This window comes from Nocardioides sp. NPDC127514 (assembly GCF_040302125.1).
Classification (GTDB): domain Bacteria; phylum Actinomycetota; class Actinomycetes; order Propionibacteriales; family Nocardioidaceae; genus Nocardioides.
The window spans coordinates 85,190-101,130 of the sequence record NZ_JBEORF010000030.1; the positions used below are offsets into that span (position 1 = coordinate 85,190).

16 protein-coding genes and 1 tRNA gene are annotated in these 15,941 nt (G+C 70.1%); 11 read left to right on the forward strand and 6 right to left on the reverse strand.

Translation table 11 applies throughout. The annotated features are described in order from the left end of the window. Position 1: 1 nt before the first annotated feature. Both ABTX24_RS22645 and ABTX24_RS22650 read right to left on the reverse strand, forming a co-directional pair. Positions 2-577 (reverse strand): TerD family protein, encoded by a 576-nt coding sequence (locus tag ABTX24_RS22645; protein WP_350842761.1) that lies wholly within the window; start codon positions 575-577, stop codon positions 2-4. 40 nt (positions 578-617) lie between these two features. After that, positions 618-2,099: a glycoside hydrolase family 5 protein gene (locus ABTX24_RS22650; protein WP_350842763.1), complete on the reverse strand. Its 1,482-nt coding sequence runs from the start codon at positions 2,097-2,099 to the stop codon at positions 618-620. 149 nt (positions 2,100-2,248) lie between these two features. Between ABTX24_RS22650 and ABTX24_RS22655 the strand changes: the two genes are divergently transcribed. Both ABTX24_RS22655 and ABTX24_RS22660 read left to right on the forward strand, forming a co-directional pair. After that, entirely contained in the window at positions 2,249-4,618 is a 2,370-nt protein-coding gene (locus tag ABTX24_RS22655; RefSeq protein ID WP_350842765.1) for a phosphoribosyltransferase domain-containing protein, read from the forward strand. A gap of 5 nt (positions 4,619-4,623) precedes the next feature. Then, positions 4,624-5,460, forward strand: coding sequence for a ribokinase (locus tag ABTX24_RS22660; RefSeq protein WP_350842767.1), 837 nt, complete (start codon positions 4,624-4,626; stop codon positions 5,458-5,460). Here the strand turns inward: ABTX24_RS22660 and ABTX24_RS22665 are convergent. Continuing rightward, on the reverse strand, positions 5,457-6,350 hold the full coding sequence (locus tag ABTX24_RS22665; protein WP_350842769.1) for a bifunctional helix-turn-helix transcriptional regulator/GNAT family N-acetyltransferase: 894 nt from the start codon (positions 6,348-6,350) through the stop codon (positions 5,457-5,459). The two genes, ABTX24_RS22660 and ABTX24_RS22665, sit on opposite strands and share 4 nt — an antisense overlap. Before the next feature lie 116 nt (positions 6,351-6,466). On the opposite strand from ABTX24_RS22665, the gene ABTX24_RS22670 reads away from it, so the two are divergent. Further along, positions 6,467-7,363, forward strand: coding sequence for a Vgb family protein (locus tag ABTX24_RS22670; protein ID WP_350842771.1), 897 nt, complete (start codon positions 6,467-6,469; stop codon positions 7,361-7,363). Between the two features lie 63 nt (positions 7,364-7,426). On the opposite strand, the gene ABTX24_RS22675 is transcribed toward ABTX24_RS22670, so the two are convergent. Continuing rightward, positions 7,427-7,502: transfer RNA gene (locus tag ABTX24_RS22675), tRNA-His, on the reverse strand. A 48-nt stretch (positions 7,503-7,550) separates the two neighbouring features. After that, entirely contained in the window at positions 7,551-8,198 is a 648-nt protein-coding gene (orn, locus tag ABTX24_RS22680; RefSeq protein WP_350842792.1) for an oligoribonuclease, read from the reverse strand. A 125-nt stretch (positions 8,199-8,323) separates the two neighbouring features. Between orn and ABTX24_RS22685 the strand changes: the two genes are divergently transcribed. The 5 genes from ABTX24_RS22685 (at position 8,324) to ABTX24_RS22705 (ending at position 13,472) form a co-directional block, all read left to right on the forward strand. Further along, the gene (locus ABTX24_RS22685; RefSeq protein ID WP_350842772.1) at positions 8,324-9,082 is read left to right on the forward strand and encodes a DsbA family protein; all 759 of its coding nucleotides are present in this window, start codon (positions 8,324-8,326) and stop codon (positions 9,080-9,082) included. A gap of 408 nt (positions 9,083-9,490) precedes the next feature. Next, positions 9,491-10,789 carry an HNH endonuclease gene (locus tag ABTX24_RS22690; protein ID WP_350842774.1) on the forward strand — a complete coding sequence of 433 codons (1,299 nt, stop codon included), beginning with the start codon at positions 9,491-9,493 and terminating at the stop codon, positions 10,787-10,789. Between the two features lie 91 nt (positions 10,790-10,880). Continuing rightward, positions 10,881-11,642, forward strand: a complete 762-nt coding sequence (locus ABTX24_RS22695; protein ID WP_350842776.1) for an FkbM family methyltransferase — start codon at positions 10,881-10,883, stop codon at positions 11,640-11,642. Between the two features lie 9 nt (positions 11,643-11,651). Next, positions 11,652-12,068: a limonene-1,2-epoxide hydrolase family protein gene (locus tag ABTX24_RS22700; RefSeq protein WP_160024982.1), complete on the forward strand. Its 417-nt coding sequence runs from the start codon at positions 11,652-11,654 to the stop codon at positions 12,066-12,068. 78 nt (positions 12,069-12,146) lie between these two features. Further along, entirely contained in the window at positions 12,147-13,472 is a 1,326-nt protein-coding gene (locus ABTX24_RS22705; RefSeq protein WP_350842778.1) for a hypothetical protein, read from the forward strand. Positions 13,473-13,478: 6 nt separating this feature from the next. Here the strand turns inward: ABTX24_RS22705 and ABTX24_RS22710 are convergent, their stop codons facing one another. Then, a complete protein-coding gene (locus ABTX24_RS22710; RefSeq protein ID WP_350842780.1) occupies positions 13,479-14,060 on the reverse strand; it encodes a dihydrofolate reductase family protein in 582 nt (193 codons plus the stop codon). Positions 14,061-14,141: 81 nt separating this feature from the next. Here ABTX24_RS22710 and ABTX24_RS22715 point away from each other — a divergent pair, with 81 nt between their 5' ends. The 3 genes from ABTX24_RS22715 to ABTX24_RS22725 form a co-directional block, all read left to right on the forward strand. Next, positions 14,142-14,588 carry a group II truncated hemoglobin gene (locus tag ABTX24_RS22715; RefSeq protein WP_350842782.1) on the forward strand — a complete coding sequence of 149 codons (447 nt, stop codon included), beginning with the start codon at positions 14,142-14,144 and terminating at the stop codon, positions 14,586-14,588. Between the two features lie 9 nt (positions 14,589-14,597). After that, positions 14,598-15,671, forward strand: coding sequence for an NAD(P)H-dependent flavin oxidoreductase (locus ABTX24_RS22720; protein WP_350842784.1), 1,074 nt, complete (start codon positions 14,598-14,600; stop codon positions 15,669-15,671). A gap of 23 nt (positions 15,672-15,694) precedes the next feature. Continuing rightward, positions 15,695-15,941, forward strand: a 247-nt coding sequence (locus tag ABTX24_RS22725; RefSeq protein ID WP_350842786.1) for a DinB family protein, incomplete at its 3' end; no start/stop codon positions are given.

The following is a 15,941-nucleotide window of genomic DNA, read 5'->3' on the forward strand; positions in this document are numbered from 1 at the left end:
GTCAGAGCGTCGGGGCGATCGAGGGCAGCAGGTCCTGGAACGTACGCCCGTTGCCGATCTCGCCCAGCGCGGTCATCGCCCAGCCACCGTCCTGACGGCTGACCTTGGCCATGATCTCCGCGGTGTGCGGGCCGGTCTGGCTCACGTCGAAGCGGGCGATCTCGGTGTGGGTGTTCTCGTCGACCAGACGGCAGAAGGCGTTCTGGATCTGGGCGAAGCTCTGTCCGGTGAAGGAGTTGATCGTGAACACGATCTGCGCGACCTCGGCCGGCACACGGTCGAGGTGGACGATGATCGACTCGTCATCGCCCTCGCCGGCACCGGTGCGGTTGTCGCCGGTGTGGACGACGGCGCCGTCCCTCGACTTCAGCTGCCGGAACCAGGCATGGTCGACGTGGGTGCCGGCCGCGTCGTAGAGGATCGCGGAGGCGTCCATGTCGACGTCGGCCCCGCGGAAGCCGCCGAACAGGCCCTTCCTGACCGCGTCCCAGCCGAGCGCGATCCGCACGTGCGTCATGCTGCTGCCGTCACCGGTGGTGAGCGAGACCGACTGTCCCTTGGCGAGCGAGACGGACAACTGATCCTCCGATGGCTGGACCGACGCGGACGCGACAAGCCTAGTCAATCGTGACCGTCACCGGCCCGGTTCCGGTCGCCTCGACCAGGATCCGGTGGTGCTCGGCCTCGCCGACCACCTGGCCGCCTTCGACCGAGATGTCCGGTCCGGACGGGTAGTGGAGGGGGCTGACGAAGATCTCGGTCGGCTCGTCGACATCGGCTGAGGGCTCGTAGGTGTAGCTGAACGCACCGGTCTCCGGGTCGAAGGAGAGATCCACCGGCGTCCCGGCCGTGGCCTGCGGGTAGGTGCGGACCAGCGTACGCAGCTTCTCGGGCTTCACCGTCGAGAGATCGGCGTCGTCGGTGAACATGCCCTGGCGTCCGTCGGCGGTGGTCGGGTCGTCCCAGTGCTTGTAGGCCCAGTGCATCCAGGAGGTGAAGTGGTCGTCGGCCGAGGCGGTGTCGATGGCCAGCAGCTCGGTGTTGTCGGTCGCGCCGAACTCCGACATCAGGTTGGTCGCGCCCATCGTCTCGGCCTGCTCGAGCGCCTTGAGGTTGTGCGTCTCGTCGTAGTCCTTGCAGCCGCTGACCCCGACCGGGATGCCCTGGGAGTCGAGGTAGCCGTAGGGGCAGTAGCTGTGCCAGGAGTAGCCGACCTGGTCGTCGTCGGCCGGGCCGAAGCTCGAGTTGGGGACCTGGTTGGCGAGCAGCTGCGACTCATACCAGACGATCCCGTCGGGGTCGGACCGGCGGATCGCCGCCGTCGCCCTCTCGTACGCCGGCTGGAACTCGTCCCGGTAGGAGCTCGCGCAGCCGGTGATCGGGCAGGTCAGCCACTCCCGGCCCGCCCACGGCTCGTTGATGAGGTCGTAGCCCATCGAGTAGGGCTGGTCGCCCCACCGCTGTGCGACCGCGCCCCAGGCCGCGGCCCAGCCGTCCTGGACGCCGTTCTTGTTGGCCCAGAAGTTGTCGTAGACGGTGGCCAGCTCGGGCGTGATGTACGTCGCCGGGAAGGACAGCTTGATCGGCGGGTGCAGGTTGTAGGGCGCTGGTCGCTTCGCTGCCCAGTCGGGCACGCCCTCGCCGCCGTAGGTCTCGTGCCACATGTCCTGGTGGAAGTCGTACTGCATCCAGATGCCCTCGTCGGCGAGTAGGTCGATCACCCGCTGCCAGTCGTCGAGGTAGTCGTCGTCGACCTGTCCCGGGGCGTCCGGGGTCACGCCGGCCCACAGGGTGCCGATCCGGGCGCCGTTGAACCCGTGCTCGGCGAGCCATTCCGCGTCGGCCGCGGTGAAGCCCTCGGGCGAGTCGGGCGGGACGTACGGATCGTGCTTCCAGACCAGGTTCTGCCCGTGCACCAGCACGATCCGGCCGTGCTGGTCGACCAGCCAGCGCCCCTCGCGGGACAGCCGCGGCGTCTCCGCCGTGTCGGCGGAAGGGTCGGCGGCGGCCGGACCAACGGGGCTCAGCAGGGAGGTTCCGAAGGCGAGCACAGCCGCCGCAGCGACAACGATGGCGAAGCTTCCCGAGCGACGTGACATGTGCGGAACCTAGTGCTCTTCATCACATCCGACAAGAACATGTTCTCATTCTGGACGGCGGGCGGCGCATCGGGGCTGTTCAGAAGAGACCCGCAGTGGACAGGGGCGGCCTCTCTGCGGTTGAGTCAGCTGAGGAGCATTGGGGGAGAATGTCACCTGTGAGAGACGAAGCGAGCGGCTGGTCAGGCACCTGGGTGGCCGAACGTCTGGGCGTGCGTCTGCGGACGACCGACGCGCCGAGCGGGATGATGCTCACCGATCTGGTGGGCCTGGCGGTGCGACGCAACCCACGCCGGGCGCAGCTCCTCGTCTCCTCCGTCCTCGGCAAGCATGTTCCGACCGACCCGCGTCTGGTGACCGACGCCGGGCTGCGCCTGGGCGCCAAGGCGCGCGCCGCGGTCACGGGTGACGCGGTGGTCCTCGGCTACGCCGAGACCGCGACCGCCCTCGGCCATCTCGTCGCCGACGCCCTCGGGGCGCCCTACCTGCACTCCACCCGCCGGGTCGTCGACGGCATCGAGTCCGTCGCGGACTTCTACGAGGAGCACTCGCACGCGACCGCCCACCGGCTGCTCCCCGCCGACCCCGCCTTCCTTGCCCGCGCCGACACCCTGGTGCTGGTCGACGACGAGGTCATCACCGGCAAGACCGTTGTCAGCACCATCCGGGCGCTGCACAAGAAGTTCCCGCACAAGCACTACGTCGTGGCCGCGCTCGTCGACCTGCGCTCGGAGGCCGACCGCGGCCGGATGGAGCGCTCGGTCAAGCGGCTGCGCGCGACCTTGGACGTGGTCTCCCTCGCGAGCGGCGAGATCGAGCTGCCCGAGGACCTCGCCGACAACGGCAACCGGCTCATCGACACCGTCGAGAACCTCCGTCAGCTGGCCGGCGTCGAGACGAGCCAGCGCCCGCGCGGCGAGGTCGTCCAGGTCGTCGCGACCTGGCCGCGGGCCGTCCAGGAGGGTGGTCGCCACGGCTTCGCGCCCAGCGCCGCCGGCTCCTACGAGTCGGCCGTCACCGTGACCGCCGCGGCCGTCGCCGGCCGTATCCCCGACGGCCCGGTGCACGTCCTGGGCACCGAGGAGCTGATGTACGCACCGCTGCGGATCGCCTCTGCCCTGGCGGACCGGCGCGCGGCCGAGGGCCGCCGCCACGAGATCACCTACTCCACGACCACGCGGTCGCCGGTGCTCGATGTCGACGACCCGGGCTATGCCATCCGCACCGCGATCACCTTCCCGTCCCACGACGCCCCGGCCGACGGCGACGGGCCCCGCTACGCCTACAACCTGCGCGAGGGCGCCTTCGAGACGATCGTGCTGGTGGTCGACGAGCCCGCCGACACCCCCGCGCTGCACGAGGAGGGCGGCCTGGTCGACCAGCTCGCCCGGCTCGCGCCGCGGGTCGTGGTCGTGACCATCCCGGCGTACGCCCCGGAGCCGCGCCACGACCAGCCGGCCCGGCAGCTGCCTGCTCCTCTCCACGGGCCGGCGTTCGGCTCCTACGACCGCGACGACGTCGCCTGGCTGCTCAAGGACCTGTCCGAGGACACGGCCGAGGCGCCGGCCGAGGAACACGCGGAGGCTCACCGGGAGCTCTTCGACGAGGCCCTGACCGCATCGGCCCAGCGGGTCGCGTACGCCATCGGCCTGGTCACCGAGCAGGTGCTCGCCAGGCGCGGGCAGGATGCCGTGCTGGTCTCCCTGGTGCGTGCCGGCATCCCGATCGGGGTGCTGATGCGGCGCTGGGCTCAGCGCGTGCACGGGCTCGACCTGCCCCACTACGCGATCTCGATGATCCGCGGTCGCGGCATCGACCAGACCGCGCTCGCCTATCTGGCCGCCCACCACGACCCCGCCCAGGTGATGTTCGTGGACGGGTGGACCGGCACGGGCGCGATCGCCCGCGAGCTGGCCGCGTCGGTCGAGAAGGCCAACTCGACGCTCGACGCCCATCTGGCCTCGCCGTTCTCCCCGGAGCTCGCGGTCCTCGCCGACCCGGGCCGGAGCGTGGCGGTCTACGGCACCCGCGAGGACTATCTGATCCCGTCGGCGTCCCTCGGGTCGACGGTCTCCGGCCTCGTCTCGCGCCCCATCATCGACGACGACCGGGTCGGCCCCAACGACTTCCACGGCGCGGTGTTCCACGCCGAGCTGGCTCCGGCCGACGTGTCCAAGAAGTTCATCGACACGGTCGCGGCCCGCTTCCCGATCGTGCGCACCAAGGTGATGCTCGACCTCGGTGCCCACCTCGGCGGCGACCACACCCCCACCTGGGTGGGCTGGGACGCGGTCGAGGAGGTCGCGGAGAAGTTCGCGGACGGCGACGTCAGCCTCGTCCAGGCCGGCGTCGACGAGACCCTCCGGCTGCTGCTGCACGGCGAGCCGGCGAAGATCCTGGTGGACCCGGCCCGCGACGCCGACGTGAGCCAGGTGAAGAAGCTCGCCGAGGCACGCGACGTGCCGGTGGAGCGCATCTCTGGCCTGCCCTACTCCTGCATCGGTCTCGTACGTCCCTGATGCCGGTGCGCCCGCCACAGGACCTGGTCGTCGTCGGGAGCATCAACGTCGATCTGACGGCGCTCGTCGAGCGGTTGCCCGGCGCAGGGGAGACCGTCGGTGGCGGTCGGCTGCGCCGCGACGTCGGCGGGAAGGGTGCCAACCAGGCGGTCGCGGCGAGCCGGCTGGGAGCGCGGGTGCGGATGGTCGGCGCCGTCGGCTCCGATGCCGACGGCGCCTGGGCGGTCGAGACGATCCGAGCCGTCGGGGTCGACGTCGCCGGCGTGTGCGTCACCGACTCGCCGACCGGGACGGCGCTGATCGCGGTCGACGCGGCGGGGGAGAACCAGATCGTGGTGTGCTCCGGCGCCAACGCGTCGGTCGGCGCCGACGGGATCTCGGTCGGGGCGGACGAGGCGGTGCTGATGCAGCTCGAGCTCTCCTTGGAGGTGGTCCGCGCCGTCGCCGCCCGGGCGACGGGCTTCGTCGCGCTCAACGCCGCCCCGGCCCAGCCCCTCCCGGCCGACCTCGTGGAGCGGGTGGACCTGTTCATCGTCAACGAGACCGAGTACGCCGCGATGCCCGAGCTGCGCGCGGCCCAGCGGGTCGCGGTGACCTACGGCGCCTCAGGTGCGGCGATGATCGCCGACGGTGTCGAGACCGCTCGCGTCCCCGCCGCGCCGGCGGCGGACGTGGTCAACACCGTCGGCGCCGGCGACGCGTTCTCCGCGGCGCTCACCCTCGCGATCCGGGCCGGCGCACCGGACGATCAGGCGCTGCGTACGGCCTGTGCGGTCGGCGCCGCCGCGGTCGCGCACCCCAGCGCCCAGCCGCCGCTGGACCGGTTGGAGACGTACGCCTAGGCCAGCTCCTTCCGGAAGAAGTGGGTGGCATGCGGGTTGTCGTTGTAGCGGTCGATGCGCTCGTAGCCGGCCCGCTCGTACATCCCGATCGCCTCGCTGAGGACGTCGCGGGTGTCGAGGCGTACGACCGTGTGGCCCAGCCGCAGCGCCTCGGCCTCGAGGTGGCGCAGCAGGCGTGAGCCGAGGCCCGCGCCGCGCCAGGCGGGGTCGACCCACATCCGCTTGATCTCGCCGGTGCCGTCGAACTCGCGCACGCCACCGCAGGCGACCGGGGCGCCGTCGCTGGCGGCCACGAAGAACGTGCCGTGGGGCGATCGCAGCGAGGGGTCGTCGCCGAAGCCCTCGTCGCCGACGGTGAACCCGAAGCGGTCGCCGATCTCGGCGAAGTAGTGGCCCACCGCCTCCTGGGCCATCGGGTCGCGCGGGTCCACCTGCTCGATGGTGATCGTGGCCGCGCGGACCAGGAGGTCGGCTGTCGCCAGCGCCTCGTTGAGACGGTCGCGCTGCCGCTGGGTGAGCGGATCGAGCAGCAGGTGGGCGCGCTCCTCGGAGCGGCGCTCGAGGTCGTCCCACTGTTTGAGGCCGTCCTCGGTGAGCGCCACCAGCCGGCGCCGGCCGTCGGAGGGGTCGCGGTCCATCGCGACGTACCCCTTGGTCTCCAGCGTCCGCAGCATCCGGCTGACGTAGCCGGAGTCGAGGCCGCCGAGCCGGGTCCTGAGGTCCTGCACCGTGGGGGCGGAATCGGAGTCCGAGGCTGCGAGCCCGATCTCGTAGAGGATCCGAGCCGTGCCATAGGGGAGACCACTGCCGAGGAAGGAGTCTTCGAGCGCTCCCACCCGACGGACGTAGCTCATGTTGAACTTGCGCATCACCGAGGTGTCCACTGTCATATACCTGACTTTAGTCAGGTAATTCTGGGATTCCAAGGATGGTCCGAAAACTGGTTGTTCGGGCCTCGCTGCGCGGCGAGAGTGGGAGCGCCGAAGCCGAACGGAGAGAGGTACGTATGACATCCGAGCAGCCCGGCCGCATCACCGAGCACCCAGTGCCCGGCCGTGGCCCGTACGCCATCGCCCCAGGTCCGGATGATGCGCTGTGGTTCACCCTGGAGGGCAGTGGCGAGATCGGCCGCCTCGCCCCGGGGGAGTCTCCTACCACGTTCTCGCTGGCGGCCGACTGCGGTCCGACGATCATCGCGCCCGGGCCGGACGGCGCGCTCTGGTTCACCGAGACTCGCGCCCACCGGATCGGCCGGATCACCGTCGATGGCGTGGTGAGCGAGTACGCACTGCGGGAGTGCGGGCCGTACGGGCTCGCCGCCGGCCCCGACGGTGCGCTGTGGTTCACGGAGATGACGACCGACTGCATCGGACGCATCACCACCGACGGCACGGTCACCGAGTTTCCGCTCCCGATCACCGAGGCGTTCCCGTCGGCGATCGTCGCCGGTCCGGACGAGGCGCTGTGGTTCACCATGAACCGGGCCAACGCGATCGGCCGAATCGACCTGCGCGGCGAGGTCACCGTGCACGACCTACCCACTCCCGACGCGGCGCCGGTCGGCATCACGCTCGGCCCCGATGCTGCGCTGTGGTTCGTCGAGATCGCGGCGGGCCAGATCGGCCGCATCACCCTCGACGGAGAGATCACCGAGCATCCCCTGCCCGACCGTGGCGCGCGCCCGCACGCCATCGTCGCCGGCGCCGACGAGCTCTGGTTCTCCGAGTGGGGTGGCAACCGGGTCGGCTCGATCACCGCGGCCGGCGTGATCGAGTCCGTCGCGCTGCCGACCCCGAACTCCGAGCCTCATGGACTCACCGTCGGTCCCGACGGTGCGCTCTGGGTCGCTCTGGAGCACGGCGCGCTCGCCCGCGTCTCGCTCGCCATCAAGGAGACGAAATGATGAAGGGCGAGGTTCAAACCTGACCAGAGGTTTCCCTCTGGTGGAGGTTTGAACCTCGCCATATGGGGTGAGCGACGGGGCTTGAACCCGCGACCCTCGCGACCACAACGCGATGCTCTACCAGCTGAGCTACGCCCACCATCGGCTCGGACAGCGCATGTTCGAGCCAGCAAGAATCATAGGGGAATCAGGCCGGATCTGTGGAATCGGGGGTGGCCACCGGGTCGCCGAGGCCGGTGATCGAGGCTCCGTGCCGGCCGGCGATCTCCTTCGCCGCCTCGGAGTCCGGGCCGGGCATCGGCACGAAGACCGCCTCGCGGTAGTAGCGAAGCTCCTCGATCGACTCCTGGATGTCGGCCAGGGCGCGGTGGTTGCCGCGCTTGGGAGGCGCCGAGAAGTAGGCCCGCGGGAACCAGCGCCGCGACAGCTCCTTGATCGAGGAGACGTCGACGTTGCGGTAGTGGAGGAAGCCCTCCAGCTCGGGCATGTCGCGGGCCAGGAAGTTGCGGTCGGTGGCCACCGTGTTGCCGCCCAGCGGCGGCCGGGAGTCCTTGCCGCAGTGCTCCCAGACGTACGCCAGGACCTGCTCCTCCGCCTCGCGCATCGGCACCCCGTTCTCGAGCTCGACCAGCAGGCCGGACTTGGTGTGCATGTCGCGTACGAAGTCGTCCATCTGCTCCAGCGCCTCGGCCGGGGGCTTGATGATGATGTCGACCCCGTCGCCGAGCACGTTGAGATCGAAGTCGGTGACGAGGGCTGCCACCTCGATGAGCGCATCGTGCTCGAGGGACAGCCCGGTCATCTCGCAGTCGATCCAGACCAGACGTTCGTTCAGTGAAGCCACCGCAGCACCATAACGCTGCTGCTCAGCGGCTTCGCGGAGGGTTAGGAGACGATGTGATAACGGTTCCCATGGCGTGGTTTCAGGCTGCGCTCAGGAGACCGCCCTATGTTGGTTCCATGAGCACGGATTCAGCCAGCAGCCCCTCGCGCAAGGAGAAGCGTGAGGCACGCGCTGCCAAGGCCGCCGCGGAGCTGGAGGCTCTGCGAAAGAAGCAGGCCCGCAAGTCGATCCTCACCGTCGTGGCGGTCGTCGCCGTCCTCGCGGTGATCGTCGGTGGCCTGGTGTGGTTCAGCCTGAACCGGTCCAGTGGTGACGAGATCACCGCGGCCAAGGCCGGCAGCAGCGAGCACGGCCTGGTCATCGGTCCCGACGACGCGCCGCACAAGGTCGTCATCTACGAAGACTTCCTGTGCCCCTACTGTGGTGAGTTCGAGAACGCGTCCCGTGAGGACCTCGCCGAGCTCGCCGCCGACGGCAAGGTCCAGGTCGACTACCGCCCGTTCGTGCTCCTCGACCAGGTCGGCCCCTACTCCGAGCTCGCCACCTCGGCCTTCGCGGTCGTCCAGGAGGAGGCTGGTCCCGAGGTCGCCAAGAAGTTCCACGACCTGCTCTTCGAGAATCAGCCCAGCGAGTCCGGCCCGTTCCCCGAGGCAGCAGACCTCGTCGACCTCGCCGTCGAGGCGGGCGCTGAGGAGTCCGCGGTCAAGGACCGCATCGAGAGCCTCGACGGCAAGGCCTGGGCCGACGCCGCCACCAAGGCTGCCGCCGACGACGGGGTGAGTGGCACCCCGACCATCCTGCTCGACGGCGAGCAGTTCCGGGACGGCAACTCCTTCGACGAGATCGCCGACAACCTGGTCGAGCAGATCTCCTGATCCCGCGGTCGAGTCGGCGGAGCCACCGTGCTCCGCTGGCCGAGCCGCCGGAGCCCCCGCTGGTCGAGCCGCCGGAGCCGCTAGGCGGAGGCTTGTCGAGACCAACACGGTCGCTTCTCGGGGGAGGCTCGCTTAGCGACTGTTCTTCGTTTCAAAGGTTCGCCGCCGACCCTTGATTTGAGTGTTTCTCGATCGTGCGCCGCGTCAAGGACGCCCTTCGGGCGCCGGCTTCGCCGGCCGCTTCGCGGTCCTTGACTCGGCACCCGATCGAGAAAGATTTCGCCTGTATCGGGGCGGCGGCGAGAGAGTGGCGCGGAGTTCACGTTACTTGTTCGCTGACTGCGTAACATCGGCTTGACCTGCTTAAATAGGTCGCCTGATGATGCTCTTGCGCATATAATAAGGCCTATGTACGAGACCATCGACCGCCTCCTTGCTGGGCCGCCTGCGGGTGCGTCCGAGGGTGAGCTGGTCGACTGGGTCGCGCGTCTTGAAGAGGTCAAGTGCACCGCCGAGGCGGTCCAGGCCGAAGCGGCGGTACGCCTGGATGACGCCGTCCGGGCCCGCCAGGCCGCGGACGGGGTTCCCGCCCGGAAGCTCGGTGAAGGGGTGGCCTCGCAGGTTGCGTTGGCGCGGCGGGTCTCGCCCGAGAAGGGCGCCAAGCTCCTCGGATTGGCGAAGGTTCTGACTGCGGAGATGCCGCACACCTTCGCACTGATGAGGGCCGGCCTGTTCTCGCAATGGCAGGCCACCATCCTGGCCCGCGAGACCGCGTGCTTGTCGGTGGAGGACCGTCGGGTCATCGACCACCAACTCTGTGCGACCGGGCCCGACGGTGAACCTGCTCGGGCGGTGCCGATGGGGTTGCGGCAGCTCGAGAACGCCGCCAAGAAGCTCGCCATCACCCTCGACCAAGCCTCCGTCGTCGCCCGCGCCGCCAACGCCGTGAAGGACCGCCGCGTCAGCCTCCGGCCGGCACCGGACACGATGACCTGGCTCGGCGCGTTGTTGCCGGTCAAGGACGGGGTCGCTGTCTTCGCCGCACTGGACCAGGCCGCCAAGGCTGCTGCGGCTGCCGGTGATGAGCGGACCCGGGGTCAGGTCATGGCCGACACCCTGGTCGATCGGGTCACCGGCCGCGCGGAGGTTGGTGGCAAGCCGCGGATCGAGGTCAAGATCGTGATGACCGCCGACTCCCTCGCCAACACCAACGATCAGCCCGCCATGGTCGAGGGCTACGGCCCCGTCCCTGCCGCCTGGGCCCGCGACGCCCTCGCCGACGCGGAGGTGTTCGTGCGGCGGCTGTTCACCGACCCGGTCGGACGGCTGGTGGCGATGGAGTCCCGCTCCCGGAAAGCCCCCGAGGGGCTGGCCGAGTTCATCGCCACCCGGGATGGTGGGATCTGCCGCACCAACGGCTGTGACGCCCCGATCCGCAACATCGACCACGTCGAACGCCACGCCGACGGCGGTGAAACGAGATCCGAGAACCTGCAGGGCCTGTGCGAACGATGCAACCAGGCCAAGGAAGCCCTCGGCTGGCGAGCCAGACCAGGACCCGACGGCAGCGTCATCACCATCACACCCACCGGGCACACCTACACCAGCCCACCACCAGACACCTGGGCACCGGACCCACCACCGCGATTGTCGCGGGCGGAGCTCAGGCTGCGCGACGTATTCCTCACTCACACGCTTGCGGCCTGATCCGCGTTGCCCGAGGTTCGGCTGGCGTTTCCGAAGGCGCTTTAGGGTTCGGCGACGGCTATTGGCGGACCCTAAGGTGAAGGTGCTCGAGATGGCGTACGCGACGACCGAAGACGGCTATCGGATCTATGTGAAGCCGACGGATCCACGGGCGCTGGGCCTGATCGCGAACAAAGGGCGGATCATCCGGGGCTCGCTCGAGCTGTGGCGGGCGGCGCTCGGGCTGCACGAGTGGCAGACGGTGATCGACATCGGTGTGAACTACGGCGAGATGCTCGTCGGGGTGGAGATCCCCGAGGGCGCGGAGCTGATCGGGTTCGAGCCGAACACCTCGCTGCACAAGGTCCTGCGCAAGACGCTCGAGACCCGTGGGATCGCGATCGACCTGCGCGCGCAAGCCGTCGCCGACAAGCCCGGCGTCGCGCGGTTCGCGGTGGATCGGACCTGGTCGGGGACGTCGTCGCTGTACGACGAGCGCCACGACGGCTCGGCGCGCTGGCAGCTCCGCGACGTCGAGGTCACCACGCTCGATGCGGTGCTGGGCGACCAGCGGCGTCCGTTCTGCGTGAAGGTGGATGTGGAGGGCTTCGAGCGGGAGGTCGTCGACGGCGCGGCGAGGTCGCTGGAGGACACGGAACACTGGGCGCTGATGCTCGAGATCGAGCACATGGACCGTGGCTACCTCGCCGAGCTGGCCAGGGCGCGCGACGTGTTCCTGAAGGAGAAGGAGGCCGGCTCGCTGCGGCGGGTGCCGGGCGGACGGGTCGCCGTCGAGGAGCTTCTCGACGACCAGGCGCTTCACCGGCAGGACTGTCTGGTCCTGAGCCCAGCACTGGCCGCTGAACAGCGATAACGTGACGGCATGACCGAGATCCAGATCGTCGAGCAGTTCCTGGCCGCACTCGAGACGGGCGACGTCGACGCGGCGCTGCTGCTGTGCGCGGACGACGTCACCTACCAGAACGTGCCCCTCCCACCCGCGCGTGGCCTCTCCGATGTCGGGCGACAGCTGCGGGTCATGGGGAAGTACGCCACCGGCTTCGAGGTCCGGATGATCAACATCGCGGCCAACGGCCCGGTGGTGCTCACCGAGCGCATCGACGTGCTCAGCCGCGGCTCGGTCTCCGCCGAGTTCTGGGTGTGCGGCACCTTCGAGGTGCGCGACGGCAAGATCGTGCTCTGGCGCGACTACTTCGACTGGACCACCTTCATCGCGGCGGGCGTCAAGGGCGTCGGCCGGGCGGCGTTCGGCGCGATCCGGAAGGCCGTCGGCCGCTGAGTCGTTGTGCGCAGTGCACGAGGCAGATCGTGCACTATTCCTGTGACGCCAGTCACAGCGAGCCCTACTCTCGGAGGCATGCCTCGTGCGTCAGCCGCTCTCCTCGCCCTGCTCCTGACCGCTTCCGCTCTGGTCGCCTCGACCGGCACGGCGCTCGCTGACCCCGAACCACCCGGTGACCAGCCGCTTCCCGGCTACACGATCAGCAACCCGCCGGTCGCGCCGATCGTCGTCGGTGGCCAGGAGACGACGGTGCGCCAGGGCGTGCACGAGCACGCCGCGTACATCCTCGAGGTGCCGGCAGACTGGAACGGCGAGCTGGTGATGTGGGCTCACGGCTACCGCGGGCTCAGCTACACGCTGACGCCCGAGACGCCTGGGTTCGGGCTGCGGCGTACGTTCCTCGAGCAGGGGTACGCCTGGGCGGCGTCGAGCTACTCGACCAACGGCTACGACGTGGGCGCCGGGGTGCGCTCGACCCGGGACCTGGCGACGTACGCCTCCGAGCTGCTGCCGCGGAAGGCCGCCCGCACCTATGTGACCGGGGTGTCGATGGGCGGGCACGTGATCGGGCGCTCGCTGGAGCAGTATCCGGGCTTCTACGACGGTGCGATGCCGATGTGCGGGCAGCTGGGGGACGTGGAGCTCTTCGACTTCTTCGTCGACTACAACCTCGGCGCGCAGGCGCTCGCGGGGCACGACGCCTACCCCTATACGAAGGACTACCAGAGCGTCGACGTCCCGGTGATCAAGGAGCGGCTCGGGCTCGGCGGCACGCTGACCCCGGAGGGCGAGCAGCTGCGGGCGATGACCATCGAGCGCAGCGGCGGTCCGCGGCCGGGCGCGGTGGCGGCCTTCGGGCAGTGGAAGGACTTCCTCTTCACGCTGCCGTCGGTGGACGACGGCGGCACGCTGGGCTTCAACATCGGCCGGGTGGCGACCAACCGGGACACCGTCTACACGCCGAGCTCGCCGGTCGACCTCAACACCGAGATCGAGCGGGCGGACCCCACGGATCCGTCCGGGCGCTACAGCCACCGGCTCAACGCCCCGTCGCGGATCTCCGGTCGCCCCACCGCCCCGGTGGTGAGCCTGCACAACCTCGGCGACATGTTCGTGCCGTTCTCCCTGGAGCAGATCTATGCCCGTGAGGTGGCCCGCCACCACCGCGACGGTCTGCTCGTGCAGCGGGCGATCCGCTCGGCCGGGCACTGCGAGTTCAGCCCCGCCGAGGCCTCGGCCGCCTGGGGCGACCTCGTCGACTGGGTCGAGAACGGTGACCGTCCGGCCGGCGACGACGTGCTCGACCGGGCAGCCGTCGCCGCACCCGACTACGGCTGCGCGTTCACCGACCCCACGGCGTACGGAACCGGCTCGCGTCGTCTCTACGCGCGCTGCCCCTGACCGGGGTCAGCGGAGGACGTCGTAGACGAGCTTGATGATGCCGTTGGCATAGGTCTCCGACTCGACCAGCTCGAGGCGCTGCTTGTCCTTGTCGGTCTCGCTCCACATCGACTTGCCGGCGCCGAGCACGACGGGGAAGACGAGCAGGTGGTAGCGGTCGATCAGGCCGGCGTCGGAGAGGTTGCGGGCGAGCTCGGCGCTGCCGGCGATCAGGATCGGGGCGCCGTCGCCCTGCTTGAGCTTCTCGACCTCGTCGAGCGACCTCAGGATGTTCTGCGGGCCCCAGTTGTCGACCAGGGCGTCGTCGCCGAGGGAGGTCGAGACGACGTACTTGGGGATCTCCTTGACCACCGCGAAGTCCTCGATGTCGGGCCAGATCGGTGCGAAGGCCTCGTAGCTGCGTCGGCCGAACAGCAGCGCGCCGGCCTCCTCCATCTCGCTGCCCTTGATCGCATAGGCCTCGGGCAGGAACTCGATGTCCTTGAAGGTCCAGCCGCCGCTGCGGTGCTGCTCGGACGGGGAGCCGCCGCCGGGGGAGTCGACGACGCCGTCGATGGACACGAACGCTGAGTAGATGAGTGTGCGCATGCTCCTGATCCTGCCGCTCGGGTCCCCATACCGCCACAAGTATTTCGTTGCGCATCTCGGCGCCGGACGTGATGGTGAGGCATGACCTTGTACGAGGACCTCGGCGGCGGGCCCGCGCTGCGCCGGCTGAGCGACGCGTTCTACGAGAGGGTGCTGGCCGATGAGCTCCTCGCGCCGGTGTTCGCGAACTTCACCCCCACCCATGTCGAGCGGGTCGCGATCTGGCTGGGCGAGATCTTCGGTGGCCCGGCCGACTTCACCGCCAGGCTCGGCGGCCATCAGGCCCTGCTGAACGTCCACCTCGGCCTCGGGATCCGCGAGGAGCACCGGCAGCGCTGGCTCGAGCTCATGCAGGCAGCGATCGAGGAGGTCCTGGCCGACCGGCCGGACCTGCACAAGACGCTGATGGCCTACTTCGACTGGGGCACCGCCATCGCCAAGGACGTCTCCCAGGAACCACCGGGGACCGACCTCGGCGACCCCGGGCCGACGCCTCGCTGGGGCCGCGACGGACTGGTCGAGGACTAACCTGGCGGCGTGACTGCTCGACGACGTGCTCAGGAGTTCTGCGAGGCGTACGGCCTCACGATGCCGATCCTTCAGGCGCCGATGGCGGGTGCGTGTCCGCCCGCGGCGGCGGCCGCGGTCGCCGACGCCGGTGGGATGGGCGCGGCGGGGGTGGTGCTCGACTCGCCGGAGCGGATCGCGGAGTGGGCCGCCGAGTTCCGGTCGCTGTCGTCGGGACCGTTCCAGCTGAACATCTGGATCCCCGACCCGGCCGACGACGACCCCGCCAGGATCTCGGCGGCGGAGGAGTTCCTGGCCCGGTTCGGTACGCCGGGCCCCGAGCAGCCGCCCGCGCCGTCGTTCGAGGAGCAGTGCGAGGCGATGCTCGCCGCCCGGCCGAGGGCCGTCTCCTCGATCATGGGCCTCTTCTCGCCGGAGTACGTCGACCGCCTGCACGACGCCGGGATCGCCTGGTTCGCGTGCGCCACGACCCTGGCCGAGGCAGTCGCCGCGCAGGAGGCCGGTGCAGACGCCATCGTGGCGCAGGGTCTCGAGGCGGGCGGGCACCGAGGGGTCTTCGAGCCGGCGACGGCTGAAGGTACGGCCGTGGGGCTGTTCGCTCTGCTGCCGCACATCGTCGACGGGGTCGACGTGCCGGTCATCGCCACCGGCGCGATCGCCGACGGACGTGCGGTCGCCGCCGCGCTGACCCTCGGCGCGAGTGCCGTGCAGGTCGGCACCGCGCTGCTGCGGTCCCCGGAGACCGCGATCGCGGACGCCTGGGCGGCCTCGCTCGACGGCCTCGCGCCGGAGGACACCGTCGCCACGCGGGCCTACTCCGGTCGCCTCGGTCGCGCCGCCCCGACGGGCTATGTCCGCTCTTGGGAGGCTCCGGGCGCGCCGTCGCCTGCGCCCTACCCTCACCAGCGCAGGCTGGTCGCCAGGTGGCGCAAGGGAACGCCCGACCCCGCGGCCGAGGTGGCGCTCGACCGGGCCAACCACTGGGCCGGCCAGGCCGCAGCGCGCGCGGTGGCCGAGCCGGCCGCCGACATCGTGACCCGGATGTGGAGCGAGGCACGGAGCCTCCTCCCGGACACGGTCTAGTTCGACGGTGTAGAACGGAAGGCATGAGCGAAACCTGGCCCCAGCGACTGCTCGTGGACGGCTTCGGCCGGATCGCGGAGACCCTTCCTTCGATCGTCGACGGGCTCTCGGTCGACGACCTGCTGTGGCGGCCCTACGACCGCGCCAACTCGATCGCCTGGATCCTGTGGCACATCGCCCGGATGGAGGACGCCCAGATCGCGCCGCTCGCCGGCACCGACGAGGTGTGGGCGCGCGAGGGCTGGGTGGAGCGGTTCGGGCTGCCGTACA

Excerpts from the sequence above, each read along its gene's own strand:
- ABTX24_RS22650 (WP_350842763.1), bottom strand. The coding sequence starts at position 2,099 with ATGTCACGTCGCTCGGGAAGCTTCGCCATCGTTGTCGCTGCGGCGGCT.
- ABTX24_RS22655 (WP_350842765.1), top strand. The coding sequence starts at position 2,249 with ATGTCACCTGTGAGAGACGAAGCGAGCGGCTGGTCAGGCACCTGGGTG.
- ABTX24_RS22665 (WP_350842769.1), bottom strand. The coding sequence starts at position 6,350 with ATGACAGTGGACACCTCGGTGATGCGCAAGTTCAACATGAGCTACGTC.
- ABTX24_RS22670 (WP_350842771.1), top strand. The coding sequence starts at position 6,467 with ATGACATCCGAGCAGCCCGGCCGCATCACCGAGCACCCAGTGCCCGGC.
- ABTX24_RS22685 (WP_350842772.1), top strand. The coding sequence starts at position 8,324 with ATGAGCACGGATTCAGCCAGCAGCCCCTCGCGCAAGGAGAAGCGTGAG.
- ABTX24_RS22690 (WP_350842774.1), top strand. The coding sequence starts at position 9,491 with ATGTACGAGACCATCGACCGCCTCCTTGCTGGGCCGCCTGCGGGTGCG.
- ABTX24_RS22695 (WP_350842776.1), top strand. The coding sequence starts at position 10,881 with ATGGCGTACGCGACGACCGAAGACGGCTATCGGATCTATGTGAAGCCG.
- ABTX24_RS22700 (WP_160024982.1), top strand. The coding sequence starts at position 11,652 with ATGACCGAGATCCAGATCGTCGAGCAGTTCCTGGCCGCACTCGAGACG.
- ABTX24_RS22705 (WP_350842778.1), top strand. The coding sequence starts at position 12,147 with ATGCCTCGTGCGTCAGCCGCTCTCCTCGCCCTGCTCCTGACCGCTTCC.
- ABTX24_RS22710 (WP_350842780.1), bottom strand. The coding sequence starts at position 14,060 with ATGCGCACACTCATCTACTCAGCGTTCGTGTCCATCGACGGCGTCGTC.
- ABTX24_RS22715 (WP_350842782.1), top strand. The coding sequence starts at position 14,142 with ATGACCTTGTACGAGGACCTCGGCGGCGGGCCCGCGCTGCGCCGGCTG.